Raw genomic sequence first — 16832 nt, 5'->3', positions numbered from 1 at the left:
ATGAGCATTGCAGACATTCGCAAGACCGCCGAGCAGAAGATGCAGAAGTCGGTCGAGGCCTTCAAGCACGAACTGACCAAGATCCGCACCGGCCGCGCGCATCCCGGCATCCTGGATCAGGTCCATGTCGATTACTACGGCTCGCCGGTGCCGATCAGCCAGGTCGCCAACGTGACGCTGATCGACGCGCGCACCATCAGCGTGCAGCCCTGGGAGAAGGGCATGGGCGCCAAGATCGAGAAGGCGATCCGCGAGTCCGACCTGGGCCTGAACCCCTCGTCGCAGGGCGACCTGATCCGCGTGCCGATGCCCCCGCTGACCGAGGAGCGCCGCAAGGAGCTGACCAAGGTGGTCCGGGGCGCGGGCGAGGACGCCAAGGTCGCGGTGCGCAACCTGCGCCGCGATGCCAACGAGCAGGCCAAGAAGGCGCTCAAGGACAAGACGATCACCGAGGACGAGGAGCGCCGCTCGCTCGACGAGGTGCAGAAGCTCACCGACAAGACGATCGCCGAGATCGACAAGCTGATCTCCGGCAAGGAAGCCGAGATCATGGCGGTCTGACGGCACGCACCCGGTCTTGACGAACTCTTCCTCCTCCTCCGTGGTGCCGCGCCACGTCGCCATCGTGATGGACGGCAACGGGCGCTGGGCCAGCAAGCGCTTCATGCCGCGCGTGGTGGGTCACAAGCACGGCGTCGACGCGCTGGTGCGCACGGTGCGCGCCTGCGCCGACCGCGGCATCGAGTACCTGACGGTGTTCGCCTTCTCGTCGGAGAACTGGAAGCGCCCGAACGACGAGGTCTCCGGCCTGATGAGCCTGGTGCTCGACACCGTCGCGAAGCACCTCGCCGGGCTTGCCGAGGAGGGCGTGCGCATCCTCATCGTCGGTGATCGCAGCGCGGTCTCCGACAAGGTGCGTTCGGCCTGGGAGCGGGCCGAGCAGGCCACCCGCCACAACGCCCGCATCACGCTGTCGGTGGCCTTCAACTACGGCGGCCGCTGGGACGTGATGCAGGCCTGCCGGCAGGCGCTCGCCGCCGGCCTCGCGCCCGAGCAGCTGACCGAGGAGCAGCTCGGCCGCTACATGGCGCTCAGCCATGCGCCCGATCCCGACCTGTTCATCCGCACCGGCGGCGAGGTGCGCATCAGCAACTTCCTGCTGTGGCAGGTGGCGTACTCCGAACTCTTCTTCACCGAGTGCCTCTGGCCCGATTTCGGCGAGGCCGAGCTGGATGCGGCGCTCGACGACTTCCGGCGGCGCGACCGCCGCTTCGGCGGCGTGCAGGCGCTCCAGGCGCAGCCTGCGCCGCTGACCGCGGCCTGACGCTTCCCCTCCGATGCTCAAGCAACGCGTGATCACCGCGGTGGTGCTGCTGGTCGTGCTGCTGGCGGCGCTGTTCGCGCCCGCCGTCTGGCCCTTCGCCACGCTGTCGCTGCTGCTGGTGGTCACGGCCGGCTGGGAATGGGGCCGCCTCAACGGTCTCGGCACCGGGCCGGCCGCGGCGCTCGGCGGCGCGGTCGCGCTCGCCTGCGGGCTGAGCTGGATTGCCGGGGCTGCCGCGCAATCGCTGCCCGCGCTCTGGTGGGCCGCCGCGCTGCTGTGGGTGCTGGGCGGCGCCGCGGTGCTGCGGCTCGGTCCGGCAGGCTGGCCGCGGCTCGCGCCGGCCGTCCGCCTGGCCATCGGCACCGTCGTGCTGTGGCTGACCTGGCTCGCTCTCACGCAGGCGCGCGGCATCGGGCTCAACTTCCTGCTGTCGGTGTTCGCGCTCGTGTGGGCGGCGGACATCGCGGCCTACTTCGGCGGCCGGGCCTTCGGGCGACGCAAGCTCGCGCCGTCGATCAGCCCCGGCAAGAGCTGGGCCGGCGTCTACAGCGGCATGGCGGGCGTGCTGGTGCTGGCGCTGCTGTGGCTGCAGTTCGACGCGCGCGCCAGCGTCGACGCCCCCAGCCTCTACGGCATGCTGAACGCGCAGGCGGGCTGGCCCGGCCTGGTCGTCGGCTGCCTGTTCCTGGGGGGGATGAGCGTGGTCGGCGACCTGTTCGAGTCGCTCGTCAAGCGCGCCGTCGGCGCCAAGGACAGCAGCGCCCTGCTGCCCGGACACGGTGGCGTGCTCGACCGCATCGACGCGCTGCTGCCCGTCTTCCCGCTCGCGCTCGCACTGAGTCTGATCCAATGACCTCACCCTCTTCCGTGCGGCCCCAGCGCATCTGCGTCCTCGGCTCGACCGGCTCGATCGGCACCAGCACGCTCGACGTGATCGGCCGCCATCCGCAGCGCTTCGAGGTGTTCGCGCTGACCGCGCACGCGCGCGTCGACGCGCTGCTCGCGCAGTGCCTCGCGTGGCAGCCGCGCTTCGCGGTGATGCCCGGCGAGCAGGCCGCAGCCGAGCTGCGCCAGCGCCTGCGCGAGGCCGGCTCGTGCACCGAGGTGCTGTGCGGCGAGCGCGCGCTCGTCGAGGTGGCCTCGCATCCAGACGTCGATGCGGTGATGGCCGCGATCGTCGGTGCCGCGGGGCTCGCGCCCTGCGTGGCGGCGGCCCGCGCGGGCAAGCGGCTGCTGCTGGCGAACAAGGAGGCGATCGTGCTCGGCGGCGGCCTGTTCATGCAGGCGGTGGCGCAGGGCGGGGCGGAGCTGCTGCCGATCGACAGCGAGCATTCGGCGATCTTCCAGTGCCTGCCGGAGGACCGCGCGAGCTGGCCGCAGCGCATCGAGCGCATCGTGCTCACCGCCTCGGGCGGGCCGTTCCGCTCGCGCGCGCCCGAGACGCTCGCCGAGGTCACCCCCGAGCAGGCTTGCGCGCACCCGAACTGGGTCATGGGCCGCAAGATCTCGGTCGACTCGGCAACGATGATGAACAAGGCGCTCGAGGTGATCGAGGCGCGCTGGCTGTTCGGGCTCGCGCCCGAGCAGATCGAGGTCGTGATCCACCCGCAGAGCATCATCCACTCGATGGTGGTCTGCCGCGACGCGTCGGTGCTGGCGCAGCTCGGCACGCCCGACATGCGGGTGCCGATCGCCTACGGCCTGTCCTGGCCCGAGCGCATCGAGTCCGGCGCGCAGCGGCTCGACCTGCTCAAGCTCTCGGCGCTGACCTTCGAGCCGCCGGAGCCGCGCCGCTTCCCCGGCCTGCAGCTCGCCTGGGAGACGCTGCGGGGCCCGGCCGGCAGCACCGCGGTGCTCAACGCCGCGAACGAGGTGGCGGTCGCGGCCTTCCTCGCCGGAACCATCCGCTTCGACCAGATTCACAGCGTCAACGCCGCGACGCTCGAAGGCCTGGTGCCTCAACCGGAGCGCGCGGCGTCGATCGACGCGCTGCTCGACCTTGACGCCGAGTCGCGCCGGGTGGCGAACGAGGTCGTCAAGGGGCTACGCACATGCTGACCACTGTCCTGTCCTTCCTGCTGACGATCGGCATCCTGATCGTCGTCCACGAGTGGGGCCACTACCGCGTCGCGCGCGCCTGCGGCGTGAAGGTGCTGCGCTTCTCGGTGGGCTTCGGCAAGGTGCTGTGGCGGCGCCAGCGCTCGCCCGACTCGACCGAGTTCGTGCTGTGCGCGCTGCCCTTCGGCGGCTACGTGAGGATGCTCGACGGGCGCGAGGGCGCGGTGCCGCCGCACCAGGCGCACATGGCCTTCAACAACCAGCCGCTGCGCGCGCGCGCGGCGATCGTCGCGGCAGGGCCGGCGGCCAACATCGTGCTCGCGGTGCTGCTGTACGCCGCCGCGAACTGGATCGGCGTCGAGGAGCCGCGAGCGCTGCTCGGCGCACCGACTGCCGGCAGCGCGGTCGAGCGCGCCGGCCTGCGCTCCGGCGACCTGGTGCGCGCGCTCGTCGCCGAGGACGGCGACGAGATCGCGATCCATTCCTTCAACGACCTGCGCTGGCATCTGACCGACGCGGCGGTGCAGGGCCGCGACCTCGTGCTTCTGGTCAGCGACGCGCAGGGCCGCGGCGAGCGCCGCGTGCAGCTGCGCCTCGACGGCATCGATTCGCGCGACGTCGACGCGCAACTGATGCAGCGCCTCGGCTTTGCCTCGCCCTACAGCGAGCCGGTGCTCGGCGACGTGAAGGCGGACGGTCCGGCCGCGCGCGCCGGCCTGATGAAGGGCGACCGCGTCCTCGAGGTCGACGGCCGCCCGGTGCCCGATGCGGGCCAGCTGCGCGAGTGGATCCGGCAGTCGGTGCAGGGCGGCACGCCGCGCGAGATGCAGTGGCGCGTGCAGCGCGACGGCCGCGTGATCGAACTGCCGGTGACGGCCGCGGTGCGCCAGGACCAAGGCCAGCCCGCCGGCCGCATCGACGCCTATGTCGGCACGCCCCCGCAGATGGTGAAGGTGCAGCACGGCCCGCTCGAAGGCCTGGTGCAGGGCGCCAAGCGTACCTGGGACGTGTCGGTGCTGAGCCTGCAGATGCTCGGGCGCATGCTGATCGGCGAGGCTTCGCTGAAGAACCTCAGCGGGCCGCTGACGATCGCCGACATCGCGGGCCAGACAGTGCAGCTCGGCCTGGCCTATTACCTCGGTTTCCTGGCGCTCGTGAGCGTCAGCCTGGGCGTGCTGAACCTGCTGCCCTTGCCCGTCCTCGATGGCGGGCACCTGATGTATTATCTTTTCGAAGGGGTGACTGGGCGGCCGATCTCGGACCTGTGGCTCGAGCGGCTGCAGCGCGGGGGAGTGGCCGTCATGTTCATGATGATGTCCCTCGCCCTGTACAACGACGTGGCCCGCCTGCTGGGGCTCCAATAGAACGCATGCCTATTTCCTCACCCCCGGCCTTTCGTTTCATCCCTTCCCGTCCCTCCGTTCTCGCCGCCGCGCTGCTTGCCACGCTGCAGGCCGGGTGGGCGTGGGCGGTCGAGCCGTTCGAGCTGCGCGACATCCGCGTCGAGGGCCTGCAGCGCACCGAGGCCGGCACCGTATTCGGCTCGCTGCCGTTCCGCGTCGGCGACACCTACAACGACGACAAGGGCGCCGCGGCGCTGCGCGCGCTCTATTCCACCGGGCTGTTCCAGAACGTGCGCCTCGAGGTCGAGGGCGGCGTGCTCGTCGTGGTGGTCGAGGAGCGCCCGATCGTCGCCGGCGTGGAGTTCGCCGGGCAGAAGGAGTTCGACCGCGACGTGCTGCTCAAGGCGCTGCGCGACGTCGGCATCGCCGAGGGCCGCCCCTTCGACCGCGCGCTGATCGACCGCGCCGAGCAGGAGCTCAAGCGCCAGTACCTGACGCGCAGCCTCTACGGCGCCGACGTGGCGACCACCGTCACGCCGGTCGAGAACAACCGCGTCAACGTGACCTTCACGGTGACCGAGGGCGGCGTCGCGCGCATCCGCGAGATCGACATCGTCGGCAACCGCGCTTTCCCGGACGGCGAATTGCGCGGCCTGTTCGACCTGAGCACCGGCGGCTGGCTTTCCTGGTACACGAAGAGCGACCGCTATTCGCGCACGAAACTGAATGCCGACCTCGAGAAACTGCGCGCCTATTACCTGAACCGGGGTTATCTCGAATTCAACGTCGAATCGACGCAGGTCGCGATCTCGCCCGACAAGCAGGACATCACGATCACGATCAACGTCAGCGAGGGCCAGCGCTTCAACGTCGCTGGGGTGCGGCTCGAGGGCGACTATCTCGGCAAGGACGAGGACTTCAAGCGGCTCGTCACGATCCGCCCCGGCCAGCCCTACCGCGCCGAGGACGTGGCCGAGACGGTGCGCGCCTTCTCCGAGCGCTTCGGCGCCTTCGGCTACGCGTTCGCGCGCGTGGAGCCGCGGCCGGAGATCGACCGCGACACCGGGCTCGTGCGCATCGCGCTGGTGGCCGAGCCGCAGCGCCGCGTCTACGTGCGCCGCATCAACGTCGCCGGCAACACCCGCACGCGCGACGAGGTGGTGCGGCGCGAGTTCCGGCAGTTCGAGTCGTCCTGGTACGACAGCGACAAGATCCGCCTGTCGCGCGACCGGGTCGACCGGCTCGGCTACTTCACCGAGGTCAACATCGAGACCACCGAGGTGCCGGGCACCTTCGACCAGGTCGACCTGACCGTCAACGTCACCGAGCGGCCCACCGGCAACCTGATGGTCGGCGCGAGCTTCTCGAGTGCCGAGCGCCTGGCCTTCACCGCGTCGGTGAAGCAGGAGAACGTGTTCGGCACCGGCAACTACCTGGGGCTCGAGCTCAACACCAGCCGGACCAACCGCACGGTCGTCGTGAGCACGGTGGACCCGTACTTCACGCGCGACGGCGTGTCGCGCGCGCTCGACGTCTACTACCGCACCACGCGGCCGCTGTCCTCGCAGGTCACGAACACCAACTACAAGCTCGTCACCCCCGGTGCCTCGGTGCGCTTCGGCATCCCGTTCAGCGAGTACGACACGGTCTACATCGGCGGCGGCGTCGAGAGCACGCAGATCGAGGGCAGCGCCGCGTCGCTGCCGGACAGCTACCTGCGCTACCGCACGCAGTTCGGCGAGCGCAGCACCACCGTGCCGCTCACGCTCGGCTGGTCGCGCGACGGGCGCGACAGCGCGCTGGTGCCCACGCGCGGCCGCTACCAGCGCGTCAACGCCGAATGGGGCGTCGCCGGCGACACGCGCTACCTGCGCACCAACTACCAGTACCAGCAGTACATCCCGCTCGGCAGCCGCTTCACGCTCGGCCTCAACGGCGAGCTCGGCTGGGGCAAGGGGCTGGGCGGGCGGCCCTACCCGATCTTCAAGAACTTCTACGGCGGCGGCCTCGGCACCGTGCGCGGCTTCGACCAGGGCTCGCTCGGGCCGGTGGACCTGACCGGCGCCTATCCCGGCGGCTCCAAGCGCATCAACCTCAACAGCGAGCTGTACGTGCCCTTCCCGGGCACCGGCAACGACCGCACGCTGCGCGTGTTCGGCTATCTCGACGCCGGCAACGTCTATGGCGAGGGCGAGGACTTCGACCTCGGCGAGCTGCGCGCATCGACCGGCATCGGCCTGAGCTGGGTCTCGCCGGTCGGGCCGCTGAAGCTCAGCTACGGTACCCCGATCCGCAAAGAGCAAGGCGATAGAATCCAGCGTTTCCAATTCCAGATCGGGACTGCGTTCTGATGAAGAAATCTCTTTTGGCGTCCGTGCTGTGCGCCGGGCTGTTGTCGCTGGGGCTGCAGGCAGCGCAGGCCCAGGAGCTCAAGATCGGCTACGTCAACAGCGACCGCGTGCTCAGGGACGCCACGCCGGCCAAGGCGGCGCAGGCCAAGCTCGAGGCCGAGTTCTCGCGCCGCGAGAAGGAGCTCGCCGACGCCGCGGCCCGCCTGAAGGCGGCCTCCGACCGCCTCGAGAAGGATGCGCCGACCCTGGCCGACTCCGAGCGCACGCGCCGCCAGCGCGACCTCGTCGAGCAGGACCGCGACTTCCAGCGCAAGCGCCGCGAGTTCCAGGAAGACCTGAACCAGCGCAAGAACGAGGAGCTCGCCGCGGTGGTCGAGCGTGCCAACCGCGTGATCCGCCAGATCTTCGAGCAGGAAAAGTACGACCTGATCGTCCAGGAAGCCGTCTTCGCCAGCGCCCGGGTCGACATCACCGACAAGGTGATCAAGGCCCTCAACGCCAACAACGGCGGGAAGTGACACGGGACGCGTGATGCAAGTTCGCCTGGGCGAGATCGCCGAGCAGTTGGGCGGCGAGTTGCTCGGGCCTGCCGAGCAGCCCGTCGACCGCGTGGGGCCGCTGGAGGGCGCGACGCCCACCACGCTGAGCTTCCTCTCCAATCCGAAGTACCAGTCGCAGCTCGCGACGACGCAGGCCGCCTGCGTGATCGTCGCGCCGGCGCTGCGCGATGCGGCCGCCGCGCGCGGCGCGGTCATCGTCGCCGACGATCCCTACCTCTACTTCGCGCGACTCACCCAGTGGTGGGCGCGGCGCGTGCGGCCGGCCGCGGCGCCGGGCGTGCACGCCTCGGCACTGATCGCGACCGGCGTGCAGCTCGGCCGCGACGTGAGCATCGGGCCGCTGGCGGTCGTGGAGGAGGGCGCGGTGATCGGGGACGGCGCGGTGATCGGCGCGCATGCCGTCATCGGTGCCGGTGCAGTGGTCGGCGCGCACACGCGGCTCGCGCCGCGCGTCACGCTCGGCTTCGGCTGCCGCATCGGCGCGCGGGGCATCGTTCACTCCGGCGTCGTGATCGGCGCCGACGGCTTCGGCTTCGCGCCGCACGCCGGCGAGTGGGTGAAGATCGAGCAGCTCGGCGGCGTCGCGATCGGCGACGACGTGGAGATCGGCGCGAACACCTGCATCGACCGCGGCGCGCTCGACGACACGGTGATCGAGGACGGCGTCAAGCTCGACAACCTGATCCAGGTCGGCCACAACGTGCACATCGGCCGCCACACCGCTATCGCGGGCAATGCCGGCATCGCCGGCAGCGCGCGCATCGGCGCGCACTGCACGATCGGCGGCAGCGCCGGCATCCTCGGCCACCTGACGATTGTCGACCACGTGCACGTCTCCTCGTTCACGCTCATCTCGCGATCCATCCTCAAGCCCGGCCACTACAGCGGCATCTTCCCCTTCGACGACAACGCGAGCTGGGAGAAGAACGCCGCCACGCTGCGCCAGCTCCATGCCCTCAGAGAGCGGCTGCGCACCCTCGAGCGCCGCGCCGCAGAATGAAGTACGAACCCACTATGATGGACATCCACAAGATCCTCGAGAAGCTCCCGCACCGCTATCCCATCCTGCTGGTGGACCGCGTGCTCGAGATCGAGAAGGGCAGGCAGATCAAGGCCCTGAAGAACGTCTCGATCAACGAGCCCTACTTCATGGGCCACTTCCCGCACCGGCCGGTGATGCCGGGCGTGCTGATGCTGGAGGCGCTCGCGCAGGCCGCGGCGATCCTGTCGTTCGAATCGTCGGGCACGCAGGCCGACGACAAGAACGTCTACTACTTCGTCGGCATCGACGGCGCGCGCTTCAAGCGCCCGGTCGAGCCCGGCGACCAGCTGATCCTCCACGTCGAGCTCGAGCGCAGCCGCGGCGGCATCTTCAAGTTCAAGGCCCGCGCGACGGTGGACGAGTCGGTCGCGGTCGAGGCCGAGCTGATGTGCACGATGCGCCGCATCGAGGACTGAGGACGACGGCCTTGGCGAACATCCATCCCACCGCGATCGTCGACGCGAAGGCGGAGCTGGCCGAATCGGTGACGGTCGGCGCCTACACGCTGATCGGCCCGCATGTGCGGGTCGGTGCCGGCACGAGCATCGGCCCGCACTGCGTGATCGAGGGGCACACCACGATCGGCGCCGACAACCGCATCTTCCAGTTCTGCTCGCTCGGCGCCGCGCCGCAGGACAAGAAGTACGCCGGCGAGCCGACCGAGCTGCGCATTGGCGACCGCAACACCATCCGCGAGTTCTGCACCTTCAACCTCGGCACCGTGCAGGACGGGGGCGTGACCAGCATCGGCAACGACAACTGGATCATGGCCTACGTGCACCTGGCGCACGACTGCCGCGTCGGCGACGGCACGATCTTCGCGAACAACTCGCAGCTCGCCGGCCACGTGATCGTGGGCGACCGCGTCATCCTCGGCGGCTTCACCGTCGTGCACCAGTTCGTCAAGATCGGCGCGCACAGCATGACCGGCATGGGCACGGTCCTGTTCCAGGACGTGCCGCCCTTCGTGATGGCCACCGGCAACACCGCCAAGGCCCACGGCTTCAACCTCGAGGGCCTCAAGCGCCGCGGCTTCTCGGCGCAGCGGCTGAGCGCGGTCAAGCAGATGTACCGCAGCCTCTACCGGCGCGGCCTCACGCTCGAGCAGGCGCGCGCCGAGATCGCGCAGCTGGGCGAGCAGCTGCCTGAGGCGCAGGGCGACATCGCGCTGATGCTCGATTTCCTCGCTGCGGCCGATCGCGGCATCGTCCGCTGACACGGGAGCGCTGAATGGATTGCGGCGCACCACGCCTGGCGATGGTCGCCGGCGAAACCTCCGGCGACCTGCTCGCGGGGCTGCTGCTCGGCGGGCTGAAGGCGCGCTGGCCGGACCTGCAGGCCGCCGGCATCGGCGGGCCGCGCATGGCCGCGCAGGGTTTCGAGGCCTGGTGGCCGCACGAGAAGCTCGCGGTGCGCGGCTACGTCGAGGTGCTGCGCCACTACCGCGAGATCGTCGGCATCCGCGACCGGCTCGCCGAGCGGCTGCTGCGCGAGCGGCCGGACGCCTTCATCGGCGTCGACGCGCCCGACTTCTGTCTCGACCTCGAGGCCCGGCTCAAGCGCGAGGGCATCAAGGCGGTGCACTTCGTCAGCCCGTCGGTGTGGGCCTGGCGCGGCAAGCGCATCGAGAAGATCCACCGCTCGGTGGACCTGATGCTGTGCCTGTTCCCCTTCGAGCCGGTGCTCTACGAGAAGCATGGCGTGCCGGCCCGCTACGTCGGCCACCCGCTCGCCGACGCGATTCCGCTGGAGGTGCCGCGCGAGGCGGCGCGACGCCGCCTCGGCCTCGAGGCGGACGAGACGGTCGTCGCGCTGCTGCCGGGCAGCCGCCGCAGCGAGATCCGCTACATCGCGCCGGACCTGATCGCCGCCGCCCGCGAGCTGCACCGGCGCCGGCCCGCACTGCGCTTCGTGCTCCCGGTGGTTCCGGGGCTGCGCGAGCTGGTCGAGCCGATCGCGGCACAGGCCGCCGGGCTGCCGCTGACGCTGGTCGACGGCCTGTCGCACGAGGTGCTGGCGGCCTGCGACGTGACGCTGATCGCCAGCGGCACGGCGACGCTCGAGGCGGCGCTCTTCAAGCGACCGATGGTGATCACCTACCGGATGCAGGCCTTGAGCTGGCAGCTGATGAAGCGCATGAAGTACCAGCCCTGGGTCGGCCTGCCCAACATCCTGTGCGAGGACTTCGTGGTGCCCGAGCTGCTGCAGGACGCGGCCACGCCCGCCGCGCTCGCCGACGCGACGCTCGCCTGGCTGGACGACCCGGCGCGCTGCCGCGCCGTCGAGCGGCGCTTTCTGGAACTCCACCACACGCTGCGCCGCAACACCGCGCAGGCCGCCACCGATGCGATCGCGACGCTGCTCGGGAGCTGAACAGATGACACTGGGCTGGGATGCACCCGGACTGATCGCAGGGGTCGACGAGGCCGGCCGAGGGCCGCTCGCCGGCCCCGTGGTCGCCGCTGCCGTGATCCTCGACGAGCTGCAGCCGATCGAGGGGCTCGGGGACTCGAAGAAGCTGACGGCGCGAACGCGCGAGAGGCTCTTCGACGAGATCCGCGCCAAGGCCTTGTGCTGCTCGATCGCCGAGGCGAGCGTCGAGGAGATCGACCGGCTCAACATCCTGCAGGCGACGATGCTGGCGATGCGCCGCGCCGTCGAGGGCCTGCGGCTGATGCCGGCCAAGGTGCTGGTTGACGGCAACCGGCTGCCGGTGCTGCGCGTCAGCGCCGAGGCGATCGTCAAGGGCGACGCGCTGGTGCCGGCGATCTCGGCCGCGTCGATCCTCGCGAAGGTGCACCGCGACCGGCTCTGCGCCGAGCTGCACGCGCAGTACCCGCAGTACGGCTTCGACGGCCACAAGGGCTACGGCACCGCGACCCACATGGCGGCGCTGAAGGCGCACGGCGCCTGCGCCGCGCACCGTCGCTCCTTCTCGCCGGTGCAGCAGGCGCTGCACGCCTTCCCGGCCGCGCGCGCGGCAGGAGTGTCACGATGAGCGAGCAGCCTGACGGCGGCGCACGCACGATCACGTCGCGCCACAACCCGCTGCTGCAGCAGCTGCGCCGGCTGGGGCAGGACCCGGGCGCCTACCGCAAGCTCGGCCGCGTCTGGCTCGAGGGCGACCACCTCTGCCGTGCCTTCCTCGCGCGCGGCGGGCGGCCGCTCGTCGCGCTGCTGCCGGCGCGCAACGCGGCGCAGCCGCCCCTGCGGGCGCTGACCCGCGAGGCGGCTCAGTCGGTCGTCGTCGACGATGCCCTCTGGAGCGACCTGAGCACGCTCGAGAGCCCGCCGCCGATCGGCTTCCTGATCGAGTGGCAGCCGGCGCCGCCGCTGCTGCCGCGCGCGCGCAGCGTCGTGCTCGACCGGTTGCAGGACGCGGGCAACGTCGGCACGATCCTACGCAGCGCGGCCGCGCTCGGCGTGCAGCAGGTCGTCGCGCTGAGGGGCACCGCGGCACTGTGGTCGCCCAAGGTGCTGCGCGCCGGCATGGGAGCGCATTTCGGGCTGCACCTTGTCGAGGGCGTCGGCGAGGAGGCGCTGTCGGCGCTGGAGATGCCGTGGGTCGCGACCAGCTCGCATGCGAGCGCGGCGCTGCCGGAGGTGCGCCTGCCCGATCCCTGCGCCTGGGTGCTGGGGCACGAGGGGCAGGGCGTCGGCGAGGCGCTGATGCAGCGCTGCGCGCTGACGGTGCGCATCCCGCAGCCCGGCGGCGAGGAGTCGCTCAACGTCGCGAGCGCAGCGGCGATCTGCCTCTACGAGTCGGCGCGCCAGCGCTGGCCGGCCTCCGCTCCCGGCTGAGCTCCTTCGCTTGCGGTGCGGGCTTCAGGACGAGGCCGAGCGCAGCCAGCCGGCGCAGCCCGCGCCGGTCGCGCCGCCGACGAGCAGCGCGCCGTGCCGGTACCACTGCCAGGGCCGGGACGCGGCGCCGACCTCGAGCAGCCACACGGTGCCGCTGTCGTCGTTCCAGACCACCCGGGCCTCGCGCGCCGGCGCGGCTTCCAGCATCGCGACGGCATCGCGCGCATCGCGCAGCACCACCGCGACCGTGCGGGTGCCGTCGGCGTTGACCGGCGGCGGCAGCGCGGCCGCGAGCATCGCCAGCGGCAGCAGCAGCGCCGTCCAGGCGGCGAGCGAGCCGCCCCGGCTGCTGCCTCCGCCGTGCAGCCGCAGGCGCCGCCGCGCGAGCAGCCCGCCGAGCAGGAAGGGCAGGCCGAACACCGCGAGCCAGCCCAGGTCCCACAGCAGTGGCGGGCCGGCGTCGGTGCGGATGCGGTGCAGGCCGAGCAGCCAGTGCGACAGCAGCGCGTCGACCAGCTGCCAGGCGCCGAAGCCGATCGCCAGCTGCGCGGCGAGGCAGCCGTTCGCGTCGGGCAGATTCCAGACGCCGCGCGAGCGCGCCAGCTGCACCAGGCCCCAGGCGCCGATCAGGTACATCAGGACGTGGAACAGGCCGTCGGCGAGCAGCTGCGTGCGCAGCTCGTCGAAGGGCGGGCGCTGCAGCGCGCTCAGCAGGTGGTGCCATTGCAGCACCTGGTGCAGCAGGATGCCGTCGAACAGCCCGCCGGCGGCGAAGCCGGTCAGCAGGCCGGCCCGCAGGAAGCGGCGACGGCTCGCGGCGTCGGGCGGGTGGGGCGGGTGCAGCGGCATGGCTCGGGCGGCGGGAGGGGGTGGTTCCGCCCGCCGGCAAGCCGCATGCCGCGGCTCAGTAGATCAGCCGGTCGGGGCGGATGTCGCGCAGGATCGTGGTGGCGATCTCCTCGATCGACTTGTGCGTCGACGACAGCCAGGAGATGCCCTCGCGGCGCATCATCGTCTCGGCCTCGGCGACCTCGTAGCGGCAGTTCGCGAGGCTCGCGTACTTGCTGCCCGGGCGGCGCTCGTTGCGGATCTGCGAGAGGCGCTGCGGGTCGATCGTCAGGCCGAAGCACTTCTTGCGGTGCGGCAGCAGCGCCGAGGGCAGGCGGCCGCGCTCGAAGTCCTCGGGGATCAGCGGGTAGTTGGCCGCCTTCACGCCGTGCTGCATCGCCAGGTACAGCGAGGTCGGCGTCTTGCCGCTGCGGCTCACGCCCACCAGGATCACGTCGGCCTGCTCGAGGTTGAGCGAGGACTGGCCGTCGTCGTGCGCGAGCGAGAAGTTGATCGCCTCGATGCGGTTGTCGTACTCGGCGCTGTGCGCGATGTCGGAGAAGCGGCCGACGCGGTGGTTCGACTTGATGCCGAACTCGCTCTCGAGCGGCTCGATGAAGGTGTTGAACATGTCCAGCACCATCGCGTTCGCCTGCGCCTTGACGATCTCGAGGATCTCCTCGTCCACGAGCGTCAGGAACACGACCGGGCGCCGCCCCTCGCGCGCGCCGCACTCGTTGATCTCGCGCACCAGCTGGTGCGCCTTGTCCGGCGTGTCCACGAAGGGCCGGCGCACCCGCCGCGGCTTGACCGTGAACTGGTTGAGGATCGAGTTGCCGAAGGTCTCGGCGGTGATGCCGGTGCCGTCGGAGACGAAGAAGATGGTGCGATTGGGCATCCGCCATTGTTTCAGCCGGCATGCTGACAGTCGCCGGAAAAGCCCCGTAGAATTCTCTGGAATTTCTCCCGCCACGAACACGATGCGCTCCGCACCACACTCAGAACAAGCCACAAAGTGGGCGTTCGAGCGCGCGTCCGTCCGCCCGCCGCAGGTCGCACCGGGCGGGAGAGCACCGGTTTTCCAACATCAAGGAGCTTTTCCATGTCTTCAACCCACCTGGCGACCGCCCTGGTCGTACCCTTTGAAGAACTGAGGATGACCGACGTCGAGACGGTCGGCGGCAAGAACGCCTCCCTCGGCGAGATGATCAGCCAGCTGGCGGCTTCGGGCGTGCGCGTCCCGGGCGGCTTCGCCACGACCGCCCATGCCTTCCGCCAGTTCCTGGCCCACAACGGGCTCGCGGAGCGCATCAACGCCAAGCTCGAGACGCTCGACACCGACGACGTGCGTGCGCTCGCCGAGGCCGGCGCGCAGATCCGCCAGTGGGTCGAGGAGACCCCGTTCCCGGCCGACCTCGAGCAGGCGATCCGCGCCGAGTTCGAGCGCCTGACCGCGGGCAACCCGGGCGCCTCGTTCGCGGTGCGCTCCTCGGCCACCGCCGAGGACCTGCCCGACGCGTCCTTTGCCGGCCAGCAGGAGACCTTCCTGAACGTCGTGGGCATCGACGAGGTGCTGCACAAGATGAAGGAGGTCTTCGCCTCCCTCTACAACGACCGCGCGATCAGCTACCGCGTGCACAAGGGCTTCGCGCACTCCGACGTCGCGCTGTCCGCGGGCGTGCAACGCATGGTGCGCTCCGACCTCGGCGCCGCGGGCGTGATGTTCACGATCGACACCGAGAGCGGCTTCAAGGACGTCGTCTTCATCACCTCGAGCTACGGCCTGGGCGAAACGGTGGTGCAGGGCGCCGTGAACCCGGACGAGTTCTACGTGCACAAGCCCGCGCTCAAGGCCGGGAAGCTCCCGATCATCCGCCGCAACCTCGGCTCGAAGCTCATCAAGATGGAGTTCGCGACGCCCGAGGAGAAGGCCGAGAGCGGCAAGCTCGTCAAGACCGTCAACACCGCCCCCGAGCAGCGCAACCGCTACTCGCTGACCGACGCCGACGTGGTCGAGCTCGCGAAGTACGCGCTGATCATCGAGGAGCACTACGGCCGCCCGATGGACATCGAGTGGGGCAAGGACGGCGGCGACGGCCGGCTCTACATCCTGCAGGCGCGTCCCGAGACGGTGAAGAGCCAGGCCGAGGGCAAGGTCGAGCACCGCTACAAGCTCAAGGCAACGGGCACCGTGCTGGCCGAGGGCCGCGCGATCGGCCAGAAGATCGGCACCGGCCCAGTGCGGCTGGTACACAGCATCGCCGAGATGGATCGCGTGCAGCCCGGCGACGTGCTCGTCACCGACATGACCGACCCGAACTGGGAGCCGGTGATGAAGCGCGCCAGCGCCATCGTGACGAACCGCGGCGGCCGTACCTGCCACGCGGCGATCATCGCGCGCGAGCTCGGCATCCCGGCGGTGGTCGGCTGCGGCGACGCGACCGAGGTGCTCAAGGACGGCGCGCTGGTGACGGTGGCCTGCTCCGAGGGCGACACCGGCTACATCTACGACGGCCTGCTCGAGACCGAGGTCAGCGAGGTGCAGCGCGGCGAGCTGCCCTACTGCCCGGTCAAGATCATGATGAACGTCGGCAACCCGCAGCTCGCCTTCGACTTCGCGCAGATGCCGAACTCGGGCGTGGGCCTGGCGCGGCTGGAATTCATCATCAACAACAACATCGGCGTGCACCCGAAGGCGATCCTCGACTACCCGAACGTCGACGCCGACCTGAAGAAGGCGGTCGAGTCGGTCGCGCGCGGCCACGCCTCGCCGCGCGCCTTCTACGTCGACAAGCTCGCCGAGGGCATCGCGACGATCGCCGCGGCCTTCTGGCCCAAGCCGGTCATCGTGCGCCTGTCGGACTTCAAGTCCAACGAGTACCGCAAGCTCATCGGCGGCTCTCGCTACGAGCCCGAGGAAGAGAACCCGATGCTCGGCTTCCGTGGCGCGTCGCGCTACGTCAGCGAGGAGTTCGGCGAGGCCTTCGCGATGGAGTGCGAGGCGCTCAAGCGCGTGCGCAACGAGATGGGCCTGAACAACGTCGAGATCATGGTGCCCTTCGTGCGCACGCTGCGCCAGGCGCAGCGCGTCAACGAGCTGCTGGCCCAGCACGGCCTCAAGCGCGGCCAGGACGGCCTGCGCGTGATCATGATGTGCGAGGTGCCGAGCAACGCGATCCTCGCCGAGCAGTTCCTCGAGCACTTCGACGGCATGTCGATCGGCTCGAACGACCTGACGCAGCTCACGCTGGGTCTGGACCGCGACTCGGGCCTGGAGCTGCTCGCGGCCGACTTCGACGAGCGCGATGCGGCGGTGCGCGCGCTGATCTCGCGCGCGATCACGGCCTGCCGCGCGGTCGGCAAGTACGTGGGCATCTGCGGCCAGGGCCCCAGCGACCACCCCGACTTCGCCGACTGGCTGGCGCAGGAAGGCATCGTGTCGATCTCGCTGAACCCCGACACGGTGATCGACACCTGGCAGCGCCTGGCGCGCCGCTGATCGGGCGCTGAAGCGCGGAACGGACG

General features: G+C 70.6%; 16 protein-coding genes. 14 read left to right on the top strand and 2 right to left on the bottom strand.

Annotated elements, in window-relative coordinates; translation table 11 throughout:
• Genes frr through D3A59_RS07895 form a run of 13 tightly spaced genes read left to right on the top strand, consistent with a single transcriptional unit; the run spans position 1 to position 12479 of the window.
• Positions 1-561 carry a ribosome recycling factor gene (frr, locus tag D3A59_RS07950; protein ID WP_119154382.1) on the top strand — a complete coding sequence of 187 codons (561 nt, stop codon included), beginning with the start codon at positions 1-3 and terminating at the stop codon, positions 559-561.
• 16 nt (positions 562-577) lie between these two features.
• Positions 578-1324, top strand: coding sequence for a polyprenyl diphosphate synthase (gene uppS / locus D3A59_RS07945; protein WP_119154381.1), 747 nt, complete (start codon positions 578-580; stop codon positions 1322-1324).
• Between the two features lie 13 nt (positions 1325-1337).
• The gene (locus D3A59_RS07940; protein WP_119154380.1) at positions 1338-2177 is read left to right on the top strand and encodes a phosphatidate cytidylyltransferase; all 840 of its coding nucleotides are present in this window, start codon (positions 1338-1340) and stop codon (positions 2175-2177) included.
• Positions 2174-3382, top strand: coding sequence for a 1-deoxy-D-xylulose-5-phosphate reductoisomerase (gene ispC / locus D3A59_RS07935; protein ID WP_119154379.1), 1209 nt, complete (start codon positions 2174-2176; stop codon positions 3380-3382). The genes D3A59_RS07940 and ispC overlap by 4 nt, the downstream gene beginning before the upstream one ends.
• Positions 3376-4746 carry an RIP metalloprotease RseP gene (rseP, locus tag D3A59_RS07930; protein ID WP_119154378.1) on the top strand — a complete coding sequence of 457 codons (1371 nt, stop codon included), beginning with the start codon at positions 3376-3378 and terminating at the stop codon, positions 4744-4746. The genes ispC and rseP overlap by 7 nt, the downstream gene beginning before the upstream one ends.
• A gap of 5 nt (positions 4747-4751) precedes the next feature.
• On the top strand, positions 4752-7076 hold the full coding sequence (gene bamA / locus D3A59_RS07925) for an outer membrane protein assembly factor BamA (RefSeq protein WP_119154377.1): 2325 nt from the start codon (positions 4752-4754) through the stop codon (positions 7074-7076).
• Positions 7076-7594, top strand: a complete 519-nt coding sequence (locus D3A59_RS07920; protein WP_119154376.1) for an OmpH/Skp family outer membrane protein — start codon at positions 7076-7078, stop codon at positions 7592-7594. The genes bamA and D3A59_RS07920 overlap by 1 nt, the downstream gene beginning before the upstream one ends.
• Before the next feature lie 13 nt (positions 7595-7607).
• A complete protein-coding gene (gene lpxD / locus D3A59_RS07915; RefSeq protein ID WP_119154375.1) occupies positions 7608-8636 on the top strand; it encodes a UDP-3-O-(3-hydroxymyristoyl)glucosamine N-acyltransferase in 1029 nt (342 codons plus the stop codon).
• Positions 8637-8650: 14 nt separating this feature from the next.
• Entirely contained in the window at positions 8651-9094 is a 444-nt protein-coding gene (fabZ, locus tag D3A59_RS26290; RefSeq protein ID WP_240635984.1) for a 3-hydroxyacyl-ACP dehydratase FabZ, read from the top strand.
• Between the two features lie 11 nt (positions 9095-9105).
• Entirely contained in the window at positions 9106-9894 is a 789-nt protein-coding gene (gene lpxA / locus D3A59_RS26285) for an acyl-ACP--UDP-N-acetylglucosamine O-acyltransferase (RefSeq protein ID WP_240635983.1), read from the top strand.
• A gap of 14 nt (positions 9895-9908) precedes the next feature.
• A complete protein-coding gene (lpxB, locus tag D3A59_RS07905) occupies positions 9909-11051 on the top strand; it encodes a lipid-A-disaccharide synthase (RefSeq protein ID WP_240635982.1) in 1143 nt (380 codons plus the stop codon).
• Complete coding sequence (gene rnhB, locus D3A59_RS07900; RefSeq protein ID WP_119154373.1) at positions 11023-11676, top strand: ribonuclease HII; 654 nt, start codon at positions 11023-11025, stop codon at positions 11674-11676. Before lpxB ends, rnhB begins: the two co-directional genes overlap by 29 nt.
• Entirely contained in the window at positions 11673-12479 is an 807-nt protein-coding gene (locus D3A59_RS07895; RefSeq protein ID WP_119154372.1) for a TrmH family RNA methyltransferase, read from the top strand. The genes rnhB and D3A59_RS07895 overlap by 4 nt, the downstream gene beginning before the upstream one ends.
• A gap of 24 nt (positions 12480-12503) precedes the next feature.
• On the opposite strand, the gene D3A59_RS07890 is transcribed toward D3A59_RS07895, so the two are convergent.
• Together D3A59_RS07890 and ppsR are read right to left on the bottom strand one after the other, a co-directional pair.
• A complete protein-coding gene (locus D3A59_RS07890) occupies positions 12504-13328 on the bottom strand; it encodes a DUF2243 domain-containing protein (protein WP_119154371.1) in 825 nt (274 codons plus the stop codon).
• 55 nt (positions 13329-13383) lie between these two features.
• Positions 13384-14205 carry a posphoenolpyruvate synthetase regulatory kinase/phosphorylase PpsR gene (gene ppsR / locus D3A59_RS07885; RefSeq protein ID WP_119154370.1) on the bottom strand — a complete coding sequence of 274 codons (822 nt, stop codon included), beginning with the start codon at positions 14203-14205 and terminating at the stop codon, positions 13384-13386.
• Positions 14206-14409: 204 nt separating this feature from the next.
• Here ppsR and ppsA point away from each other — a divergent pair, with 204 nt between their 5' ends.
• Positions 14410-16806, top strand: a complete 2397-nt coding sequence (gene ppsA / locus D3A59_RS07880) for a phosphoenolpyruvate synthase (RefSeq protein WP_119154369.1) — start codon at positions 14410-14412, stop codon at positions 16804-16806.
• Positions 16807-16832: the final 26 nt, after the last annotated feature.

Source organism: Caldimonas tepidiphila (assembly GCF_003569765.1).
GTDB lineage: Bacteria > Pseudomonadota > Gammaproteobacteria > Burkholderiales > Burkholderiaceae_C > Caldimonas > Caldimonas tepidiphila.
This window is presented reverse-complemented; position numbering and strand designations above follow the sequence as displayed.